Source organism: Desulfonema magnum (genome assembly GCF_017377395.1).
GTDB classification, from domain to species: domain Bacteria; phylum Desulfobacterota; class Desulfobacteria; order Desulfobacterales; family 4be13; genus Desulfonema_C; species Desulfonema_C magnum.
Map to the genome: position 1 here is coordinate 2,793,961 of NZ_CP061800.1, position 19,069 is coordinate 2,813,029.

A 19,069-nucleotide genomic window follows, 5' to 3' on the forward strand; every position below is an offset into this window, starting at 1 on the left:
GGCTCTTGAACAAGTACAAGGAAAAGGGATAAGAAGGGGAAATGAGAACGTCCCACTACGGAATTTGGTTTCCTAAAATCGGTGGTGGGCGGCGTTCCCTGAGCCTGTCGTTCCCTGAGCTTGTCGTTCCCTGAGCTTGTCGAAGGGAACGGCAGGCTCAGGGAACACCGCCCAATGAGATATTCTTTTCTGGAAATCGTCTTTCTTACTTTCCTTTTCTTATCTGCTTTCCCTGTACTTTTTAACCCCAATTCCCGGCACAGGTAAACGCTCCCCAGTAATACGGGTGTGCAAAGGGCCGTTCCTCATCCGGCTTATTGTCATATTCTCCGAGCAGCATGAAATATGCAGGCTTTTCATCTTCATTTCCCGAGCGTTCAATGCGTGTTTCGATGATGGGACGAATCTCCTTCACTGTCATATCCCGGACATATTGCTGTGCCTCTCTGAGTGCGGCGGCCTTGCCCATGTTTTTGGCGATGATGTTGTCATAAAGCCGCTGCATGAGAAAGCTGGTGGAGATGTCGCTCACAGCCCAGAGCGAGGAGACCACTGCTGATGCGCCTGCGTATAAAAATCCCGAGGATATGCCAATGTATTCATCCCCGGATTCAAGTTTCACCATGCCGGTTTCACATGCGGAGAGCGTGACAAGGGCCGCTTCCGGCAGTTTCAGGTTTCTGAAGATTTCCCTGAGGGTCAGGTTGTTTTTGTCATCCGCTTTCCCGTGTGCGAGGATAAGCTTGGAATCGAGGGGGCTGGCATTCTGAAAATTCCCGTGACAACTGAAATGAACAGCGTTTCCTTTGCCCGCATGTTCCAGCACGGCTGATTTGACAGCTTTATCATGCCATAAAATATGGGACTGGTCAAATTGTTTTTTTATGCCCCGAACCTCGGTATCTGTGAATGCAAGGTCTTTTGTGGGATTGGCGGCCGCAAAGAGCTTTTTCTGCGGTGACACCTCCCGATTCAGGGTGAAACGGAGCATGGAAACAGAAGGGGCGTAAGCAATTTCATAGATGTCAATGAGGCGAGGGGCGAGGGGCGAGGGGCGAGGGGAATCGCTCTCACCTCTCGCCCCTCTCGCCCCTCGCCTCTCGCCCCTCGCCGGAATCAAATGCAACGGCAGCAGATGCAGACCGCTGTGGGGAAGGAAGAGGATGCGCTCGGCTCCGGTGTTTTGTACGAGTGCGGAGAGGGATTTGCCGGTTTCATCTTCTGCGTACCAAAATTTTTCTGCGAGCAGGGCCGGAGTGGTTTCTATGGCGTTGTACCATGCCTCACGGGTTTCAGGGGTTCGGTTTTGCAGATAGTCGAAATAGGGACGCAGCCAGTTTTTAATGGCAAGATTGTTGAACAATTCTGCGGCGGTCAGGTCTTTCAGCACAAGATGATTTTGGCTGATGTCGTTTTTCCCGTCCAGTACGAAAAGATATGTGCCGTCATCTCCGGTGAAGCATTCCACGAACACGGTTTTTTCGGGGATCATTTCCTGTATTTCAGATACAGATATGGGCTGCACCCGCTCGGATGCGGCAAATTTCGGGTCAAGCTCACGAATCTGTTCCAGCAGAATGTCATACGCTTTTTGCGCTTCTTCTGTGAGCCTCCGGGTTTCGGTTTTGGGTGATGCCATTGTGACCGGAACAGGACGAAACTTCACCCGGCGTTCGGAAAAATCATCTGTGTCTCTGTCCTGGGGAGAAGGGGTTCTGATTTCAAAATCACGGGGAATTTCATGCTCTCCTGATTCCTGGGCCTGGCGCAGTTGTTCGAGCTTTTCCCGCAGGGCAAGAAAGGTTTCCCGCACATCTTTTGGCACATCTTCCGAAGGCTCGAGCCGGGACGCATGAAGCATTTCCACCAATGTGCGGCTTTTGCCCCGCTCCGCAAAACTGATTGCCTCTTCTCGTTTGCCCAGGCGGATGCACAGGGAGACCATGCGGTGATAAATTTTTGCCTGTTTTTCAGCTACAGCCCGGTTGGTCTCGGCAGATGAGACGGCCCGCACACGGGTTTCCAAAACTTCGATGGCATGGGCACAGGTGTCATAAGCTTTCTGCCAATCCCTGAGAAAATCATCATCATAAGCCAGGGCCAGGTTATACAGCGTATCCACACGCTCTTGCGGGAAGTCGTTTTCGGAATAAACCCGCAAAGCGTTGTGATAACATGCGATGGCGTTTCTCAGGTTCTCTCCCCGGTCCCCCGTGGGAAGGTCACTGTACGCAGTCCCCAGATTGTTCTGCGTCATGGCATAGTCCTGCGGGAAGTCGTTTTCGGAATAAACCCGCAAAGCGTTGTGATAACATGCGATGGCGTTTCTCAGGTTCTCTCCCCGGTCCCCCGTGGGAAGGTCACTGTACGCAGTCCCCAGATTGTTCTGCGTCATGGCATAGTCCTGCGGGAAGTCGTTTTCGGAATAAACCCGCAAAGCGTTGTGATAACATGCGATGGCGTTTCTCAGGTTCTCTCCCCGGTCCCCCGTGGGAAGGTCACTGTACGCAGCCCCCAGATTGTTCTGCGTCATGGCATAGTCCTGGGGGAAGTCGTTTTCGGAATAAATCCGCAAAGCGTTGTGATAACATGCGATGGCGTTTCCCAGGTTCTCTCCCCGGTCCCCCGTGGGAAGCTTCAAATACGCATTCCCCAGATTGTTCTGCGTGGTTGCATAGTACTGCGGGAAGTCGTTTTCGGAATAAACCCGCAAAGCGTTTTCATAACATGCGATGGCGTTTCCCAGGTTCTCTCCCCGGTCCCCCGTGGGAAGCTTCAAATACGCATTCCCCAGATTGTTCTGCGTGCCCGCATAGTACTGCGGGAAGTCGTTTTCGGAATAAACCCGCAAAGCGTTCAGATAACATGCGATGGCGTTTTCCAGGTTCTCTCCCCGGTCCCCCGTCGGAAGGTCACTGTACGCAGTCCCCAGATTGTTCTGCGTGCCCGCATAGTACTGCGGGAAGTCGTTTTCGGAATAAACCCGCAAAGCGTTGTGATAACATGCGATGGCGTTTCCCAGGTTCTCTCCCCGGTCCCCCGTGGGAAGGTTTTTGTACGCAGTCCCCAGATTGTTCTGCGTCATGGCATAGTCCTGGGGGAAGTCGTTTTCGGAATAAACCCGCAAAGCGTTGTGATAACATGCGATGGCGTTTCCCAGGTTCTCTCCCCGGTCCCCCGTGGGAAGGTCACTGTACGCAGTCCCCAGATTGTTCTGCGTGGTCGCATAGTCCTGGGGGAAGTCGTTTTCGGTTCTGACCCGCAAAGCGTTCTGATAACATGCGATGGCGTTTCCCAGATTCTCTCCCCGGTCTCCCGTGGGAAGGTCACTGTACGCAGCCCCCAGATTGTTCTGCGTGGTTCCGTAAGCCTGTTCATTTCCGATGCACAATGCTTTTTCAGCGGCAAGTTCGTAAGCGGCAATGGCCTCGTTTAATCTGGGATAGGGACGAAATTCCTGTGCTACATGGGCAAGGGTGAAAGCACAATACATAATGAGATTGTCATTTCCGGTCTGCCCTGCCCGCTCCAGATTGACGGCCGCACGGAGATAGGCCACATTAGGCTCAGTCATTCTCAATTCATTGATGGCATCATTTTCGGCTTTGATTTCAGCTTTTTCGCCGGAAAAGCCTGCCTGCCCGCCTCTATGAGAAGCCATCTGCTGGCGCACCTGCCGCAACATCTGCCCGGTCTGCTCAAAGAACCGTGCAATTTCCTCATTGCCCTCGGCTTTTTGCGCCTCGGCCACCTCTCCCAGCACCGCAAAAAAAGCATCATCGCATTCATGCAGATGCTCGCTGGCAAACCGGGCAAGATCTTCATTGCTGTTCACCTCTTCAGAAAGTTTTTGCACAAGCCCGGCGGCCCGCTCCACCGCATCTTCAGACACGGCTTCATTTTCCTCCCCGCCCTCATCATCTGATGGCGACAGAACACTCAGCAGCACCTGTCCCACCTGCCTGAAGAAGCCGGCCACATTCTCATCCCCGGCCTCATCCGCATCTTTCACCACACCGGCAATCCCGGCCAGAAAATCGGTATCCAGTTCATGTCCGTATTTCTGAACAAACGCCTGCAAATCCTCTGCGCTGTTCACATCATCCCATAAAATCTGAAGAAGCTCTTTAATGCGTTGGTGGGTCATGGGGTTTCCTTTTGTTTTGTTTGTTTGTCCGAACCCTGATTTGGTTGTCCGAACCCTGATGAAACATTCATAAAAAGAAGCCGGGTTTTTCACCTCGGAGATGAAAAAAATATCCGCTTAAAAAACCCGGCTTCTCAATTATATTTTCATGAAATCGTTTGTCCGACCCCTGATGAAACATTCATAAAAAGAAGCCGGGTTTTTCACCTCGGAGATGAAAAAAATATTCGCTTAAAAAACCCGGCTTCTCAATTATATTTTCATGAAAAAGGACTGAGGTATTTTTTACACGGACAACCAAACTATTTTTTACCAAATAATTGCACAATCAAATCTTCACGGCTTAAGTGAAAATGTTGCGCCACGTCTTTTAAAACAGCAGTCAGCGTACCGGTACGTAATACCCCATGTTTGGGAATTGTAATGTGATGCTCACCGGATTCCAAAGTTGTCAGACGCATGTGGCTGCCTGTCTGGCGGGTCATTTTATAGCCAAAAGATTTAAGCTTTCCTGCCAACTGGCTGCCTGAAATATCACGAGGTGTTTTCACGCGGCAATCACCTCTTCACGCACGAATTGCAAGCGAATTTTTTCCGGTCTCTCGTTCTTTTCAAAATGACAGTTTACCGCATCACGAACCTGATTATGCAAGTCAGATATATTTTCAGCTTCAGTATAAACTGACTGACCGAGTGCATGGGCCGTATAGCCGCCTTCCGGGGCTTCTTCTACAATAAAAGTTATCTCATTTATTTTTTTCATTTAATCCTCTGAATCTTTTAATCTTATAACACATTTTTCAGGAGACACACCATGTCCCCTATCTTTCAAACCTGGTCAGAACATGACTGTCCCGCTCATGGCTTGAAATGTCAGTTTCTTTGTTTTCAATATGTTTTCTTCCAATATGTCACGGGTATTGCCTATAAGATTGATAACGACCTGTTCGGTTGAATTATATCCGAGCTGACGCGAGGCAAATCTTTGAATCTGATAAGCTGCCGCCTGAGAGCGGATTTATGAACTTTTTAATCTCCTGACTTTTCAGGTAGTTAGTATCTGATACCTAACACATGTTTTTATGATAGAGAATTGGCAGGATTGATGTCAAGCCAAATCAGCAGAAAGCTTTGTGCTGGTGGGAAAAGCGTGCAGCAGGACTGCAAAACCGAAATCCTGAAAATCCTTTTATCCTTATAAGCAGGGTTCGGACAAAAGGATTGGCAGGATTTATGCCTCGCTCCCAACCTTTCGAATCCTTACAAAAGCCTTGGCAACCAAAAAAATTTTGCTTGTAATAAACGCATCATCCATGATAATCTTTTCCTGTTTCCACCAACCAGCCTAAAAACAGATAAGGATATTGCCTTTGCAGTTGTTCGAACCATAATTAAGGATATGCGCCAAATATGCCAACATTACTATTGCAGGACGGATTTAAATTTTTCTTTTATGCTAATGAACATGAGTCAAAGCATATCCATGTGATGAAAGGCGGAAACTTTGCCAAAATTGAGTTGTCCGGTCTGCGTGTCTCAAAAAATTATCTCAGACCCGCGGAACTCAAAAAAGCACTTGCTATTGTAAAAAATTACCGTGAAGAATTTGAAAGGAGATGGGATGAATACTTTCAGGGGTAAGGCCGTTCATTTTGATGTCAAGTATCTTCATGTCGAACTTGCAGACGGAAGAATCATATCAACCCCCATGGGATGGTACAAAGAGTTGCAGCAGGCTTCTCCGGATCAGTTGTCTGATTATCAGTTTATCTGTCAGGATACCGGTATTGAGTGGCCTGAACTGGATTATCATCTGAGTATTGAAAGCATGATGGCTGCTGATATTCGAAAAAGGGCTGCTTAATCATTTCTTGCTTCTCGTTCTCCACACTCCTGTGCGGGAATGTATGACCATGATTCAGATAAACCTGATTATAACGGATTTAGGGGAGGCTGACAAAGCCCCGTGGGGGCGGCATATTTGTAGTAGTGGCATTCATCATGTCGGGCTGGTAAAGCCCCGCGGGGGCGGCATATTTGTAGCAAATCTGCTGCTACAAATATGCCGCCCTTACAGGGCTTGGTCGGCCCTCCCCTAAATCCGGTATAATCAGGAAAGATACCTGTTTCTTGTTAAAAAACGCTTAAAGTATATTACACAGAAATTTTTTTTTACTTACGCAAAAAAATCTGATAACGCATTGATACCCAACCGCAATGATTCTGACGGATGACATGAGACCTCCGAGGTTTTGAAAACCTCGGAGGTCTTCTGTTGACTGAGCCTTATCCTTGCATCTCTTTAAGACAAATCAGCTTTTCATAAGCCTTGCCGCTGGCCAGGGATTCTTTTGCCATTTGCGTGCCTTTGGCGTAATTTTCGGCAAAGCCTGATACATACAAAGCTGCCCCGGCATTCATACAAAAAAAATCTGCCTCGGGCGTATCATATTTCCCTGTCAGCACATCCAGAACCCGGCGGGCATTTTCCTGGGCACTGTGGCTGCTGGCGATTTTTGAAATATCAACGGTCTTCAGGCCAAAATCCCGGGGGGTTACTTCATAAGTCTCAACAGCACCGTGTTTCAGTTCCACAACCCGGGTAGGCCCGGCAAGGGAAAATTCATCCATGCCCTGATCTTTTTCAATCCCCTCGGCCATACCAAAAGGCGCAAGGGCAGAGGGCATGCCAATTTCCCTGAGCACTGCGATAAGCTGATCACAGACCTCGGGGCTATATGCCCCGATAACAATGCAGTTTGTCTGTTCGCAGGGCCGGGTAAGGGGACCGATGATGTTAAACGCGGAAGTAAAACGCATGGACCGTATCAGACGCGCCCAGCCGGACTTGAGAAACGCCTCTCCGGGAAGATAACATATACCGTGTGTCTCAAGGCATTTTTCAGCTTGGGAAAGCGGCGCGTTCAGGTCAATTCCCAGGATTTCCAGAATATCCGACGCACCTGAAACACCGGTAACGAGTCTGGCTCCTTTTTTCGCCACAGGCAGTCCGTATGAGGCAGCGATAAAAGATGCGGGCGTGGAACAGTTTACTGTTTTGACAGGATCGGAACCTGTTCCCACAATGTCACAGACAGGGCCGTCCGCATGAATTTTTATTTTTGCGGTGTCATACCGGTCCAGGGCATCCCAGGCCCCGGAAAGCTCCTCAATTGAAGGCCCTCTGGCAATATGAGCCATGAGAAATGCCCCCTGCTGGAGTTCTGGTTGTTCATTTAAAATAATCTGGCGATACGCGTCGCAGGTTTCTTCCCTGGACAGATACTGACCCGCGGCCACCGAACATATCTGATGTCCGAATTCACGCAACTGGTTTTCCAAAGACATCTATCATACCTCTTTCGTTAGAAAAAGCGGGACACAGTCTGCATTGTCCGCGTTATAATTTTACAATAAATTTCAGTGCCTGTCCCTCAAGAATTTTCGGCAAAACAGCAGGAACCTGCGCTAATTCAATATGGTCATCAATAAGAAGGCACATTTCATCCTTATACGCTGACAGCAATTTCAAAGCGTTTTTCATTTGTAAACGGGTGCATCCGTAAGCTCCTGTAACCTGAAGCTGGCGGTAGTGGATTTCGTTGACAACAGCAACAGGGACGGGGCTTTCATCTGTCAGACCGCTGAACAGACAAAAACGCCCCCCGTGTCTGAGATCACTCAGCCCTTTTAAAAACGTATCCTGTGAAGGTGCCGCGTTGATCACCACATCAAAACCACCAGGGTTATCCGGGGAGGCATCAGCGTTTTCTATACGGATCTGTTTTTGAAAATCCGCACTCCGACGCAGCTTTTCGGGGCTGATGTCTTTGATAAAGGGAAAAGCCTTTTGCGCGTGTGCTGCCAGCCCCGCCATCAGTCCTACGGGACCGGCTCCGTAAATAAGAACCCTGTCCCCTTTCCTGACTTTGGCCTGTTCCAACGCGTTCAGGGTACACGCGAGAGGTTCTGCAAGACTGGCAATGTTTCCGGCGAGATCATCAGGAACGGGAATTAAGCTTGATTCAGGCACGGCCGCGTATTCTGCAAACCCGCCATCTTTATGAAACCCCATGATCTCCATTTCCCGGCAAAGATTTTCCGATCCGCGCCGGCACTGCTGACAATGACCGCAGGCTTTGCCGGGCCACACCACAAAACGTTTTTTGCTTTGTTCTGAGACACCGCATATCTCATGCCCTAAAATCCGAGGCAGAACAAGATCACGCTGGCCCCTTTCCCACATTTTGGCATCTGTTCTGCATACCGCGCAGTGAGTCACTTTAAGAAGAATTTCGCCGGAACTTATCTCAGGCAGAGGAGACGGTTTCAGTTTCAGGGAACCGATTTTTTCTAATTGTAATGAATTCATTTTTGAGTCAGATTTTTTAATAAGCAGTAAACGTCAGATATCCGCAGTTTCGAAAACTTCGGATGCCTCATCCGTTGCTATGGTATAAATACAATAAGTTCAATTTATTATAACGATATATATGACAAAAGAACAACTGATTGTCAAGAAAATGCCGAAACCCGGTTGTAAAACGATTTTGCAAATCATTTTAATGATATAATCAGAAATTTTTTATTTACAAGTTTTGTAGAAATCTGTAAAGTTTTCTGTGCTATTTTTCATTCATAAAATGAGCAGTGAAGATAAATGCCGCCCCTCCGGGGCTTTTGGCGGTCTGCGTGATAAAAATGCTATAAATATGCTGTCTCCGCATGGCGTTACCGGCATCCCCCAAATCCGTTATAATCAGAGAAATTGTTTTACAGCAGAGTGACAAATGAAGGCATCCGATTTTTTAAGATGACACTCGGGAACATTCCATAATTTTTTCATCAATCGGAGTTATGTAAAACAATTTTTCAAATTGTTTTTTTCAGCATTCAGAACTTAACCATAACAGATAAAGGAAAACAACAATGAAGGGATATGTGCAAGTTTACACAGGAAACGGAAAAGGAAAAACTACGGCATCTTTGGGCCTGTCAGTACGGGCTGCGGGTGCAGGGCTGAAGGTCTTTATCGGCCAGTTCATGAAAATGGGGGATTACAGCGAAATGAAAGCCCTGAAAAAATTTTCCGATCTTATTACCATAGAACAGTACGGGGCCGGCCGTTTTGTCAAAGGCAAACCTTCGCCGGAGGAAATTAAATCTTCCCGGGAAGGGCTTGAAAGAATAAAAGCGGTTGTGGCCTCGGGAGAATACGATCTGGTTATCATTGAGGAAGGAAATGTCGCGGTGATGGTCGGGCTTTTTTCTGTTCAGGAGCTTCTTGATATTATAGATTCAAAGCCGGAACATATGGAACTTGTCATTACCGGCCGGGGAGCAGATCTGAAAATTATCGAAAAAGCGGATCTGGTTACGGAAATGAAGGAGATCAAGCATTATTATCAGAAAGGAATTCAGGCCAGAGTGGGCATTGAAAAATAATTCAGCGGATTATCCATAAAGGCCCTCTTCCTGATGAAAGAAGGTCTTTATGGATAAAATTAAAAGGGTTCCCATTCACAGAAATTTTTCAACAAAGCAAGCCCCGGTTTTCCGCTCTTTTCAAGATGGAACTGAGTGGCAATGATATTTTTAAACCCCACAACCGAAGCAAAAGAAATACCATAATCTGTTTCCGCGATAACATGGGCAGCATCTGCCGGAGCCGGATAAAATCCATGGACAAAATAAAATTCATCTGTCTCCCTCACCCCGGAAAGCACGGGATGATTATTTCTGATGCTGATACGATTCCATCCCATATGCGGAATCTTTAAGGAACTTCCGTCCTCAGCCTTCATTTCTGAGGGAAATGCCCGGACCTCTCCGTTGATAATTCCAAGACACGACGTATCATTTTCCTGGCTATGACCCATGATAATCTGAGTACCGAGACAAATGCCCAGCACAGGCTTTCCATCTGCAAAAGCTTTCTTTATGGCAAAATCAAGGCTGAGACGTTTCAGACTGTCCATCGCCGAGCCTGCTGCCCCGACTCCTGGAAAAACGATCCGTTCAGCCCTTTCAATCTCCTTAATATTATTTGTAACAACACATTGAAAACCGATATGTGACAAAGCACGAGCCACACTCGTAAGATTACCCGCATCATAATCTATAATTGCAATCATAAGAACTAAGTGTTAGGTGTTAGGTGTTAAGTGTTAGGTGTTAAGTGTTAAGTGTTAAGTGTTAAGTGTTAGGTGTTAGGTGTTAAGTGTTAGGTGTTAAGTGTTAGGAAAAACGCTTAAAATTGGCATCCTTCATTTGCCAGTTTACGCTTTATTGTAGAACAATTTTGCAAATTACTCCGCAGTTCAGATTTCTTTATGACCGACAGGTCATGACATTATAGAAATGTCATTGCTAATTTTCAATTTTCAATTCTCAATTCTCAATTCTCAATTTTTTTAGCTTTTTCCCACAATTCATTCATTTCATTCTGTGAGACAGTATTTATGTCTCTTCCGCTGTCTGAAATTGTTTTTTCCATATATTTAAAACGCGTTTCAAACTTTTTGATGGCATCTGTCAGGGCAGTGTCAGGATGAATCCGAATAAAGCGGGCCACATTGACAAGCGTAAAGAGAAGATCACCAAGTTCCAGGGCGATGTCATTCTTTTTTGTTTCGGACGCAGTTCCTTGTTTTAATTCGGATTTGAATTCAGCCCATTCTTCTTCCACTTTTTCCATAACCCCTGAAATATCTTCCCAGTCAAAACCTGTTCCCGCGGCACGTTCGGAAATTCTGTAAGCACGCATCAGGGCAGGAAGATGAACAGGAACCGAATCAAGAACCGATGTTTGTCGGAAATGGTTCTTTTCTCTTTTCTTAATCTTCCGCCAGTTCTCTCTGATTTCCTCCTCGCTGCTTACTGTTTCATTGCCAAAAACATGGGGATGGCGATGAATCATTTTATCGGTAATTCCCCGCGTGACATTTCCGATGTCGAAATGCCCCTTTTCCTCATACAGCCTGGCAATGAACAGAATATGAAAGAATACATCCCCCAGTTCTTCACGAACCTCATCGGGCCTGCCTGACTGAATAGCCTCGAGAAGTTCATAAGTCTCTTCCAGCAGATAAACGCCCATAGTCTTAGGGATCTGCTTCCGGTCCCAGGGACATCCGTTTTCCCCCCTCAGCGTTGCTATCAGTTCAATTAATGCTTCGATATTTTTAACACTCATGCTTTTCCAAGTTCTGACCTGCTCTCCTTATCTACATGGATTAACAGGAGAAATTCTTCATGATAAAGATATTGAATCCTCTTCTTATACAAAATCCCTGTAGAAAAAAGAAGAAATTCAGTTTTTTTTCTTCCAGATTTCTTTAAAACATTTTACTTTGACTGCAAACTTGTCTTTCATGTCTTTGGAAACAACTTTGGACACCCTCTCAGAGATGAATGTCAGATGGGGGGCGAGCCTGGAATCCCTGATAATCGGTGCTCCGTTTTTAAGGAAAGCAATAAAAGTCATCAGCAGAACCGATACAATCAATATTCCTCTGATAAGCGCAAGCACTCCCCCTGACACACGATCAGGCCAGCCAAAAGGCACGATTTTCAGCAGATATCTGATAATAATCCCAAGCACACCGATAATAATGAAAGTCCCGCAGAAAATAATCAGGAAGCTTAATGTATTCAGATAGGAAGGGTCTGACATCCATGTTGAGAGATATGTTGCAATCTTCATGTAATACATACACGCAAGATAAAGCCCTCCCAACACACCAATTAACGATGCCACTTCTCTGAAAAGTCCTCTTACAACCCCCATTATCACACAATAAATTAATATAATTATCATTAAAACATCAAGCGGATTCATAGCACCTTTATCATTCTTTTGCTAATAACAAAAAACAAAAACAGATTAATAACAATCTTTATATGAAAGTGATTTGTGATTTGCAAATGACTTTCATATAAACTCTGTATGGTTAAAAAGAATCAGATTTTACGAATCAAATAAGATAACAAAACAGATATTTTGAGTCAAGGTGTTTCTTTTTCATTTGCATACTTGCTGTAATGAACGGTCGTCAGTGACCACTTTATTGATTACAATTTAAAAAAAATATGGTAAACTTCAGTTTTTTTAAGTAAGCGACGAAACTCTGCTTCAAGATAAACACATATTAAATGTCAGCTGTTTTTTTCAAGCTTCTAAGCTGGTACTCTTGAACAGGATTAAATCAGAGGGAAAAAAACGATGAAAAAAGGTCTTGTCAGACGAAAAATGGGTACGATTTCTTTTATTATGATCCTATTTTCAATATCTATTGCAAGCGGGTTCAGTGTTTATGACTATGTTCGGGAACGCGCCCGGCTGACGCTGGATTTCAATGAAAACATAGGCCCCGTTGTAAAACGTCTGTCGAATAACCTGCAAAAACCGCTGTGGGTTGCCAATGAAAAGCAGGCTCTGAAAATCATTGAATCAGAAATGATAAATAAAAGGATATACGCGATTGTTATCAGGGAATCCGGTGAGAAAACAGTTTTCTGTGCCAGATCGAGGGATGGCAATTGGAAAATCGTGGCATCCGAGGGAAACATTTCCGGTGATTTTATTCTTAAAAAAGCAGAAATTATCTATGAAGAAGAATCTATGGGGCTTGCTGAGATTTATTTCACCACCCGTTTCATCAGGGAATCGCTTAAAAAGTTAATTCTGTTCATGGTAATAAAGGTTCTTCTGATAAGCATATGCCTTGTATCTGTTCTTTTGCTCACTGTTCATTTCTTCCTTGTCAGACCGTTATCCAAACTCATCAGCGGACTGGATTTAGTGGGAGCCGAGGTCGGGTTTGCTTCCGGTCGGATTGCATCTTCCGGCTGGACTCTGAGGACAGGAGCATCAAAACAGGCAGCGGCCGTTGGTGAAACCTCGGCCGCTTTGGAAGAAATGGACGCCATGATTCGGCTCAATACGCAAAATGTCAGTCATGCAAATAAGCTGATGACTGAAACTTCCGAGGTCGTTCATCAGGCAGCTGCTTTTATGAAGGACCTGACCTGTTCAATAGATAAAATATCAGAGACAAGTGAGGAAACCCGAAAAGTGATTAACACCATTGAGGAAATCGCTTTCCAGACAAATCTGCTGGCGCTGAACGCCGCAGTCGAAGCCGCTCATGCAGGGAAGGCCGGGGCCGGATTTGCTGTGGTTGCAGAGGAAGTGAGAACGCTGGCACTGCGTTCGGAACAAGCTGTTGAAAATACGTCAAAATTGATAGAAGCCTCCATTGAAAAGACCAAAAGCGGCATAGAACTGGTTTGTAAGGCCAGCGAGGCTTTTACCCGGGTAACAGAAGGCTCCAAGAAGATGGAGGCTCTCCTTGACGAAGTTGCAGCCTCCTCTCAGGAGCAGGCACGAGGAATCATCCAGGTCAGTAATGCCATGAATGAGATTGACAAAGTGACACAGGAAAATTCAGTCAGTGCTGAAAAAACATTTTTTGCCATTGAGGAGATAAAGGGACAGATAGAGACAATGAAAAAATTTATGAAAAAACTGGGAACGTTAATTGGAATCAGAACCATAAAAAAACACAGCAATAAAAGTAAGACAGCTCCCCGAAAGAAGCATCATACCTTCCATTTCAGAGAAAATATATCGGAAACTGCATCTGACATCCACAGGCCGGACAATCATGACAGAACTTGAATATTTTTGGAATGTTTCGCCACAAAATGTTGCGATATCAGAAACAGAGGTTCATGTCTGGCGTGCCTGTCTTGAACCGGAGGAACCGAAGCTTCGGGAACTCTCGCAAACCCTTTCTTCAGATGAACGGACAAAGGCTGACCGCTTTTACTTTGAGAGGGACAGAAATCATTTTATCGCGGCCCACGGATTTCTGAGGGCAATTCTGGGCAGATATTCGGATATGAACCCGGCGCACATCACGTTTTCTTACAGCCCTCATGGCAAACCTTTGCTGACATGGCCTCTGGAGAATATCTGTTTTAATATGTCTCATTCAAACGGATTGGCGCTTTATGCGGTAACAAGTAACCGTCACGTGGGCATTGATGTTGAATATGTCCGTCCCATGCCTGACGCGGAAGAACTGGCAAAACATTTTTTTCTCCCCGTGAATATGCCCTGATTCGTTCTCTTCCACGGGACCGGAAGGAAGACATTTTCTTCAAGGCGTGGACCTGCAAAGAAGCGTATCTCAAGGCCACGGGTGAAGGTCTGAGCGGTCTGGAAAAAGTCGAGGTGTGCCTCACTCCGGGAGAATCCCCGTGGTTGCTGAGTATTCAGGGAAATTCCTGTATAACCTCCGGATGGTCTGTGCATCAGCTGACGCCTGCCCCGGGATATGCCTGTGCCTTAGTTTCAGAAGGCCCTGTGGGCCGGCTGCGTTGTTTTTCCGAGCGGATATCCCGCTGCTCATCTCACTGACGATGTTATCTCCGGTCTTTTTGACGCAATAACGATCAGTTGGTCATCTTTGTCAAACCGGTAGCTGTTGTCGGGGTTTGAGATAAGGTTTTTGCCGGTTTTGTCTTCAACCCCGAGACAGAGAACATCATGTTTTTTTTTCAGCTCGCACATGACTTCAAAAAAATTTTTATCTGCCATACGGGGGGGCAGCTTTATTTTGTAAATTTCTTTGCCGTAACGATTGCTGACAAGTTCGCTGATCATTCGGGTGATGCCGTGATCAAGGGCGGCCTGCACAAGCAGATTTGTACACAGATCACCCGCGACAATAACTTCATCTGCCTTTGCCATCTGACAGTGTTCCATATTTTCAGCATCCATAAGCTCCACACAAGTATAAACAGCAGGATTTATATTTTTTATGGTCAGGGTGTTGAGGATGGTCTTTGCGTCCCGCGCATAAGCGTCAAGATTGTCATCGGAAAGGATGATGACCACATGGGCGGCGTTCAGACTTGCTTTTTCCAGAATATCGGCTTTGACTTCACCGCGTATAAAATAAACCCGGGGATCATCAAGGGGTTTTTCCGGTATATCTGCAATAATCACGATGGGGACATCAGTACATTTCGGGTCTGCCCGAAGTTCTTCAACAATCTCATTTCCCCTGAAATTCCAGCCGCAAATAATAAAATGATCCGTTACTTGGATGGATTTCATACCTTTATTCTCCAAAAGTCTTTTTTCAACAAATATTGTGGCAATGCTGGCGGTGAGTATTCCCAAAAGACCAATTCCCATCAGCATCACCGCCATACCGACAAGCCTGCCGCCGGTGGTTGCAGGAGAAATATCACCGTATCCCACGGTTGTCAGAGTAACAACAGACCACCAGAGAGCATCCATCAACTTAAAATTCTTTTCAAAAAACATAAAAGCGGTGCTTCCTGAAAGGATAACAACAAAGGTGATCAGGAATACTTTGAAAATTTTTTCCCGGCGAATAATCGCAATGATTTTTTTCATGGACGCTCCATCCGGATCGTTAAAACCGGCGGGTTCGGATTTCCCAAAAAACTTCCGCCGGATTTAGAAATCCGGCGGGTTCGGATTTACTTTTTTTTAAGCGAACGATATCCTGCAAGCAACAACACTGCTCCGCCAACAGCAATGAGCAGGCTGCGAAGATCAAAGCCCCTGAAAGAACCGAAACCGATAACTGAGCTGATAAATCCGCCAACAAAAGCGCCCCCGATGCCGATGAGGATTGTGACAATTAATCCTCCCGGGTCTTTCCCCGGCATAATCCATTTTGCAAGAACACCCACGATCAGTCCCAGCACGATCCAAGACAAAATACCCATGTTTCATCTCCTTATTTAGATGGTTAAGGTTCAGATATTTATGTCACTCGAGTCAGAAAACTTGATCATCGAGTATCACAAATTCCCATATCTTTCAAATTTAATTTTTTCCCTCATTAGGTGATTTCCGGAAAAGAACATACGAGTCATTTTTTTAGTTCGTAGTTCCGCCTTTAGGCGGTGTGACACCGCCTAAAGGCGGAACTACGAACTGGAAATCACCTTAGTTGGAAGCACAGCACACCGTTCCACGGCAGCCAGCACCTTTTTAATCACAGGCTTGCGGCTGAAAACCAGCACTTCCCCTGCTGAAACCGCCTTGAAAAATCCCTCTGCAACCTTGGCGCTTTCATAGAGCAGCAAAATAAGGTCTTTTCTTCCGGCTTCCTGCACTTTTTTTAATTTGCGTTGAAGATACCGGGGATGCCAGAAGCCAACAATCTCAATCAGCGCACGCCGTCCGTGTTTGCGGTGCGTCAGGGAAAAGTCAGGAATCATCACGGTATCCCCGAGGAGAATAAGTTCATCCTCGCGGTTCAGTTCCCACACCCGTTTTGCCCCGCCATACTTGGCTTCAAACTCGGCGGCGAAATCCGCTTCCAGTTGGCTGTCAAAGGTCCCGGAGGCTTTGAAATGGGTGTGTAATTCGGTCCTGTCATCCAGAGTGTAACGCAGAGGACGAGGTGATTTGGGGAGCTGCACATCCGCATCCATATGCCAGTGCCTGCACAGCAGCAGGGCCGGCAGGAATTTCGCAAATTGCAGACCATAACGAATCGTTGACTTCACAAAAGGGGAAATAGGCCCGTGAAGTATAATATCATATCCCCCGGAATGACCCGGGGAAATCGTGTGCATCAGCTTGAACAGCTTAATATATTTGAACACATCCTTGTAAGTGTCCTGAACAGTGATACGGACTTCACGGGCCCAGTAGAGCAACCCGCGGGCCACTTCCATGTTGTAACGGACAATCAGGTCCCCGGGGCCCAAAGCATCGCCTGTATCAAGAAGCAATTTCTCTTCTGGCAGATCCGTAAAAAAGTTTGTTTCGACCTGTTCCTCGGTCAGACCGTATCTCGCGGCTGTCTCAGCCACAGCCTGCGCCCGGTCTGTCCGGGCAAACAGGTCCTGTTTGTAAGTGACCGGTCCCTGCCGGAACAAGTCTGTCCGCAATTCCACCGGATTCACCAATGAGCCGTTTTCACCGAATGTGCAGCGATTCACCAGCACAGCAGCCAGCCCCCGAATGATGGGATAATCCAGACTGTCTCCCTCATATTCTCGGATAGCGTCATTGAATTCACCTCTGGTATGTCCCGCACACGTCTCTGTCACACGGATTAATTCGTCAGCAACGGTCAGATAATGATCATCCGCGGGCAGCGTCAGGGGCATGACATCATTACCGCGTATTTTCACGCGGCGGAGAATCAGTTCGGATTTCAGCATTATTTCTTCTTTTTCTTCTTTTTCTTACCAAAATCCGTCCGCTTATTCTTACCAAATTCTATGCGCCCTGTCCGCTGGCGGAAAATGAGCCGAATGGGTGTCTTGTCAAGTTTTGCTCCCTCCCGGATTTGGTTGATCAGGTATCTTTTATAGGAAAAATGAACTGCATCCGGATAACTTACAAAACAGACAAAAGTGGGTGGTTTTGAAGAGACCTGCGTGGCATAATAGAATTTAAGACGTTTTCCTTTGTGAAGCGACGGCTCATTTCTCTCAATGGCCGTTTCCAGGATTTTATTCAGCTGCCCGGTTCCGATACGGGAGGCATATTGGCTGTAAACATCGTCCGCGAGTTTGAATATCCGCTGAACCCGGAGACCGGTGAGGGCTGAGATGGTCATGGCAGGGGCAAAGCTTAAAAACTTCGCTTCCATTCTTAACCGTTCATAGAATCTTTTTGCAGTGTTAGTGTCTTTTTCAATGACATCCCATTTGTTCAGCAAAAACACACAGCCGCAGCCCCGCTCATACGCATATCCCGCGATGCTGATATCCTGTTCCGTGATTCCCTCGTCCGCGTCCATGACAATCAGAGCAACATCACATCGGTCAAGGCTTCTTAACGCTTTAATGATGGAAAATTTTTCAATTTTTTTTGATACTTTTCCTTTTCGCCGGATCCCTGCGGTATCAATGAGCGTGTAGGATTTTCCATTGATATGACAAACAGAGTCAATCGCGTCCCGGGTGGTTCCCGGAACCTCGCTGACAACCAGGCGATTTTCTCCTAACAAACGGTTTATCAGGGAGGATTTACCCGCGTTGGGTCGGCCCACAACCGCGAGTTTGATCATTTCTTCCTGAGACGGCGTTGAATCCGCCCGGGGAAGCGCACATATGAGATCATCCAGAAAATCGTTTATGCCATATCGGTGTTCCGCGGAAACCGGGTATAAGTTTTCCACGCCAAGGGCATAAAAGTCATAGAGCCTGTCTTCCTGTTCAAGACCGTCTATTTTATTGACCGCGTAAAACACCGGCTTTGTCACGGTGCGAAGAATTTCAATAAGGTCTCTGTCAAACGGAGAGACTCCGCTTTTGCCGTCCAGCACAAGCACAATAACGTCAGCATCTTCTATGGCCTGACTGATCTGGAAACGGATATGATGCGCAAAATCATCTTCATCATTCTCAAGGAATCCGCCAGTATCCACCAGCGTAAATTCGACCCCTTCCCAGTTTACATCCCCATAATTCCGGTCTCTTGTGACACCGGGAAAATCATCAACAATAGCATCTTTTGTCCGGGTGACACGATTAAAAAAAGTGGATTTACCCACATTGGGCCTGCCTACAATTGCAACAATTGGTTTCATAGCACTCATTCATCAGTTATCACTCGATGTTCAAGTTTTTTTCTGTCATTCCTGCGAAAGCAGGAATGACAGGGTTTTTAGTCGAACCGGGTCAAAAAACTTGAACATCGAGTATCAGATAATATCAGCAGATGGAAAAAACCTCAGACGATCTCGTTCCCACGCTTTGCGTCACTGCCATTAAGTTAAGCTTCCGGAGTGCGAAAATTATTTTTCGCATCCTTGCCGGAAACTCTTTTTGCCACCCCGGATGAGTCTTAACTTAATGGCAGTGACACTTTGCGTGGGAATGCAGAACAGACAGTTCGCGTCCTGATTCCGA

General features: G+C 46.3%; 18 protein-coding genes. 6 read left to right on the forward strand and 12 right to left on the reverse strand.

The window, feature by feature from the left end; genetic code table 11:
* Positions 1–241 precede the first annotated feature (241 nt).
* The 3 genes from dnm_RS11270 to dnm_RS11280 form a co-directional block, all read right to left on the reverse strand.
* Positions 242–4,147: a CHAT domain-containing protein gene (locus dnm_RS11270; protein WP_207682746.1), complete on the reverse strand. Its 3,906-nt coding sequence runs from the start codon at positions 4,145–4,147 to the stop codon at positions 242–244.
* A 302-nt stretch (positions 4,148–4,449) separates the two neighbouring features.
* A complete protein-coding gene (locus dnm_RS11275; protein ID WP_207682747.1) occupies positions 4,450–4,698 on the reverse strand; it encodes a type II toxin-antitoxin system HicA family toxin in 249 nt (82 codons plus the stop codon).
* Positions 4,695–4,910 carry a hypothetical protein gene (locus tag dnm_RS11280; protein ID WP_207682748.1) on the reverse strand — a complete coding sequence of 72 codons (216 nt, stop codon included), beginning with the start codon at positions 4,908–4,910 and terminating at the stop codon, positions 4,695–4,697. The genes dnm_RS11275 and dnm_RS11280 overlap by 4 nt, the downstream gene beginning before the upstream one ends.
* Positions 4,911–5,557: 647 nt before the next feature.
* Between dnm_RS11280 and dnm_RS11285 the strand changes: the two genes are divergently transcribed.
* Positions 5,558–5,788: a DUF4160 domain-containing protein gene (locus tag dnm_RS11285; RefSeq protein WP_207682749.1), complete on the forward strand. Its 231-nt coding sequence runs from the start codon at positions 5,558–5,560 to the stop codon at positions 5,786–5,788.
* Positions 5,769–6,011 (forward strand): DUF2442 domain-containing protein, encoded by a 243-nt coding sequence (locus tag dnm_RS11290; RefSeq protein ID WP_207682750.1) that lies wholly within the window; start codon positions 5,769–5,771, stop codon positions 6,009–6,011. Before dnm_RS11285 ends, dnm_RS11290 begins: the two co-directional genes overlap by 20 nt.
* Before the next feature lie 422 nt (positions 6,012–6,433).
* Here the strand turns inward: dnm_RS11290 and trpD are convergent, their stop codons facing one another.
* Together trpD and dnm_RS11300 are read right to left on the reverse strand one after the other, a co-directional pair.
* The gene (gene trpD, locus dnm_RS11295) at positions 6,434–7,495 is read right to left on the reverse strand and encodes an anthranilate phosphoribosyltransferase (RefSeq protein ID WP_207682751.1); all 1,062 of its coding nucleotides are present in this window, start codon (positions 7,493–7,495) and stop codon (positions 6,434–6,436) included.
* 52 nt (positions 7,496–7,547) lie between these two features.
* On the reverse strand, positions 7,548–8,519 hold the full coding sequence (locus tag dnm_RS11300) for an alcohol dehydrogenase catalytic domain-containing protein (protein WP_207682752.1): 972 nt from the start codon (positions 8,517–8,519) through the stop codon (positions 7,548–7,550).
* A gap of 557 nt (positions 8,520–9,076) precedes the next feature.
* On the opposite strand from dnm_RS11300, the gene dnm_RS11305 reads away from it, so the two are divergent.
* A complete protein-coding gene (locus tag dnm_RS11305) occupies positions 9,077–9,592 on the forward strand; it encodes a cob(I)yrinic acid a,c-diamide adenosyltransferase (protein WP_207682753.1) in 516 nt (171 codons plus the stop codon).
* 59 nt (positions 9,593–9,651) lie between these two features.
* Here the strand turns inward: dnm_RS11305 and hisH are convergent, their stop codons facing one another.
* From hisH to dnm_RS11320, 3 genes are all read right to left on the reverse strand, one after another.
* Positions 9,652–10,281, reverse strand: a complete 630-nt coding sequence (gene hisH, locus dnm_RS11310; protein WP_207682754.1) for an imidazole glycerol phosphate synthase subunit HisH — start codon at positions 10,279–10,281, stop codon at positions 9,652–9,654.
* Positions 10,282–10,544: 263 nt separating this feature from the next.
* Positions 10,545–11,342, reverse strand: coding sequence for a nucleoside triphosphate pyrophosphohydrolase (gene mazG / locus dnm_RS11315; RefSeq protein ID WP_207682755.1), 798 nt, complete (start codon positions 11,340–11,342; stop codon positions 10,545–10,547).
* A 117-nt stretch (positions 11,343–11,459) separates the two neighbouring features.
* Positions 11,460–11,966, reverse strand: coding sequence for a CvpA family protein (locus dnm_RS11320; RefSeq protein WP_207682756.1), 507 nt, complete (start codon positions 11,964–11,966; stop codon positions 11,460–11,462).
* Positions 11,967–12,371: 405 nt separating this feature from the next.
* Here dnm_RS11320 and dnm_RS11325 point away from each other — a divergent pair, with 405 nt between their 5' ends.
* From dnm_RS11325 to dnm_RS31600, 3 genes are read left to right on the forward strand one after another with little or no spacing between them, the layout of a single operon-like run.
* On the forward strand, positions 12,372–13,829 hold the full coding sequence (locus tag dnm_RS11325; RefSeq protein WP_207682757.1) for a methyl-accepting chemotaxis protein: 1,458 nt from the start codon (positions 12,372–12,374) through the stop codon (positions 13,827–13,829).
* Positions 13,816–14,274, forward strand: a complete 459-nt coding sequence (locus tag dnm_RS11330) for a 4'-phosphopantetheinyl transferase family protein (protein WP_207682758.1) — start codon at positions 13,816–13,818, stop codon at positions 14,272–14,274. The genes dnm_RS11325 and dnm_RS11330 overlap by 14 nt, the downstream gene beginning before the upstream one ends.
* On the forward strand, positions 14,274–14,573 hold the full coding sequence (locus tag dnm_RS31600; protein WP_353740344.1) for a 4'-phosphopantetheinyl transferase family protein: 300 nt from the start codon (positions 14,274–14,276) through the stop codon (positions 14,571–14,573). The genes dnm_RS11330 and dnm_RS31600 overlap by 1 nt, the downstream gene beginning before the upstream one ends.
* Here dnm_RS31600 and dnm_RS11340 read toward each other — a convergent pair.
* The 4 genes from dnm_RS11340 to der form a co-directional block, all read right to left on the reverse strand.
* Positions 14,562–15,581, reverse strand: a complete 1,020-nt coding sequence (locus dnm_RS11340; RefSeq protein ID WP_207682759.1) for a potassium channel family protein — start codon at positions 15,579–15,581, stop codon at positions 14,562–14,564. The two genes, dnm_RS31600 and dnm_RS11340, sit on opposite strands and share 12 nt — an antisense overlap.
* A gap of 86 nt (positions 15,582–15,667) precedes the next feature.
* Entirely contained in the window at positions 15,668–15,919 is a 252-nt protein-coding gene (locus dnm_RS11345; RefSeq protein ID WP_207682760.1) for a GlsB/YeaQ/YmgE family stress response membrane protein, read from the reverse strand.
* Positions 15,920–16,123: 204 nt separating this feature from the next.
* Positions 16,124–17,371: a DUF790 family protein gene (locus dnm_RS11350; protein ID WP_207682761.1), complete on the reverse strand. Its 1,248-nt coding sequence runs from the start codon at positions 17,369–17,371 to the stop codon at positions 16,124–16,126.
* The gene (gene der / locus dnm_RS11355) at positions 17,371–18,747 is read right to left on the reverse strand and encodes a ribosome biogenesis GTPase Der (RefSeq protein ID WP_207682762.1); all 1,377 of its coding nucleotides are present in this window, start codon (positions 18,745–18,747) and stop codon (positions 17,371–17,373) included. Before der ends, dnm_RS11350 begins: the two co-directional genes overlap by 1 nt.
* Between the last annotated feature and the right edge of the window lie 322 nt (positions 18,748–19,069).

What these genes read in the sequence shown, in the direction of transcription:
- dnm_RS11270 (WP_207682746.1), bottom strand. Translation starts at nt 4,147, where the DNA reads ATGACCCACCAACGCATTAAAGAGCTTCTTCAGATTTTATGGGATGAT.
- dnm_RS11280 (WP_207682748.1), bottom strand. Translation starts at nt 4,910, where the DNA reads ATGAAAAAAATAAATGAGATAACTTTTATTGTAGAAGAAGCCCCGGAA.
- dnm_RS11285 (WP_207682749.1), top strand. Translation starts at nt 5,558, where the DNA reads ATGCCAACATTACTATTGCAGGACGGATTTAAATTTTTCTTTTATGCT.
- dnm_RS11290 (WP_207682750.1), top strand. Translation starts at nt 5,769, where the DNA reads ATGAATACTTTCAGGGGTAAGGCCGTTCATTTTGATGTCAAGTATCTT.
- trpD (WP_207682751.1), bottom strand. Translation starts at nt 7,495, where the DNA reads ATGTCTTTGGAAAACCAGTTGCGTGAATTCGGACATCAGATATGTTCG.
- dnm_RS11300 (WP_207682752.1), bottom strand. Translation starts at nt 8,519, where the DNA reads ATGAATTCATTACAATTAGAAAAAATCGGTTCCCTGAAACTGAAACCG.
- dnm_RS11305 (WP_207682753.1), top strand. Translation starts at nt 9,077, where the DNA reads ATGAAGGGATATGTGCAAGTTTACACAGGAAACGGAAAAGGAAAAACT.
- hisH (WP_207682754.1), bottom strand. Translation starts at nt 10,281, where the DNA reads ATGATTGCAATTATAGATTATGATGCGGGTAATCTTACGAGTGTGGCT.
- mazG (WP_207682755.1), bottom strand. Translation starts at nt 11,342, where the DNA reads ATGAGTGTTAAAAATATCGAAGCATTAATTGAACTGATAGCAACGCTG.
- dnm_RS11320 (WP_207682756.1), bottom strand. Translation starts at nt 11,966, where the DNA reads ATGATAATTATATTAATTTATTGTGTGATAATGGGGGTTGTAAGAGGA.
- dnm_RS11325 (WP_207682757.1), top strand. Translation starts at nt 12,372, where the DNA reads ATGAAAAAAGGTCTTGTCAGACGAAAAATGGGTACGATTTCTTTTATT.
- dnm_RS11330 (WP_207682758.1), top strand. Translation starts at nt 13,816, where the DNA reads ATGACAGAACTTGAATATTTTTGGAATGTTTCGCCACAAAATGTTGCG.
- dnm_RS11340 (WP_207682759.1), bottom strand. Translation starts at nt 15,581, where the DNA reads ATGAAAAAAATCATTGCGATTATTCGCCGGGAAAAAATTTTCAAAGTA.
- dnm_RS11345 (WP_207682760.1), bottom strand. Translation starts at nt 15,919, where the DNA reads ATGGGTATTTTGTCTTGGATCGTGCTGGGACTGATCGTGGGTGTTCTT.
- dnm_RS11350 (WP_207682761.1), bottom strand. Translation starts at nt 17,371, where the DNA reads ATGCTGAAATCCGAACTGATTCTCCGCCGCGTGAAAATACGCGGTAAT.
- der (WP_207682762.1), bottom strand. Translation starts at nt 18,747, where the DNA reads ATGAAACCAATTGTTGCAATTGTAGGCAGGCCCAATGTGGGTAAATCC.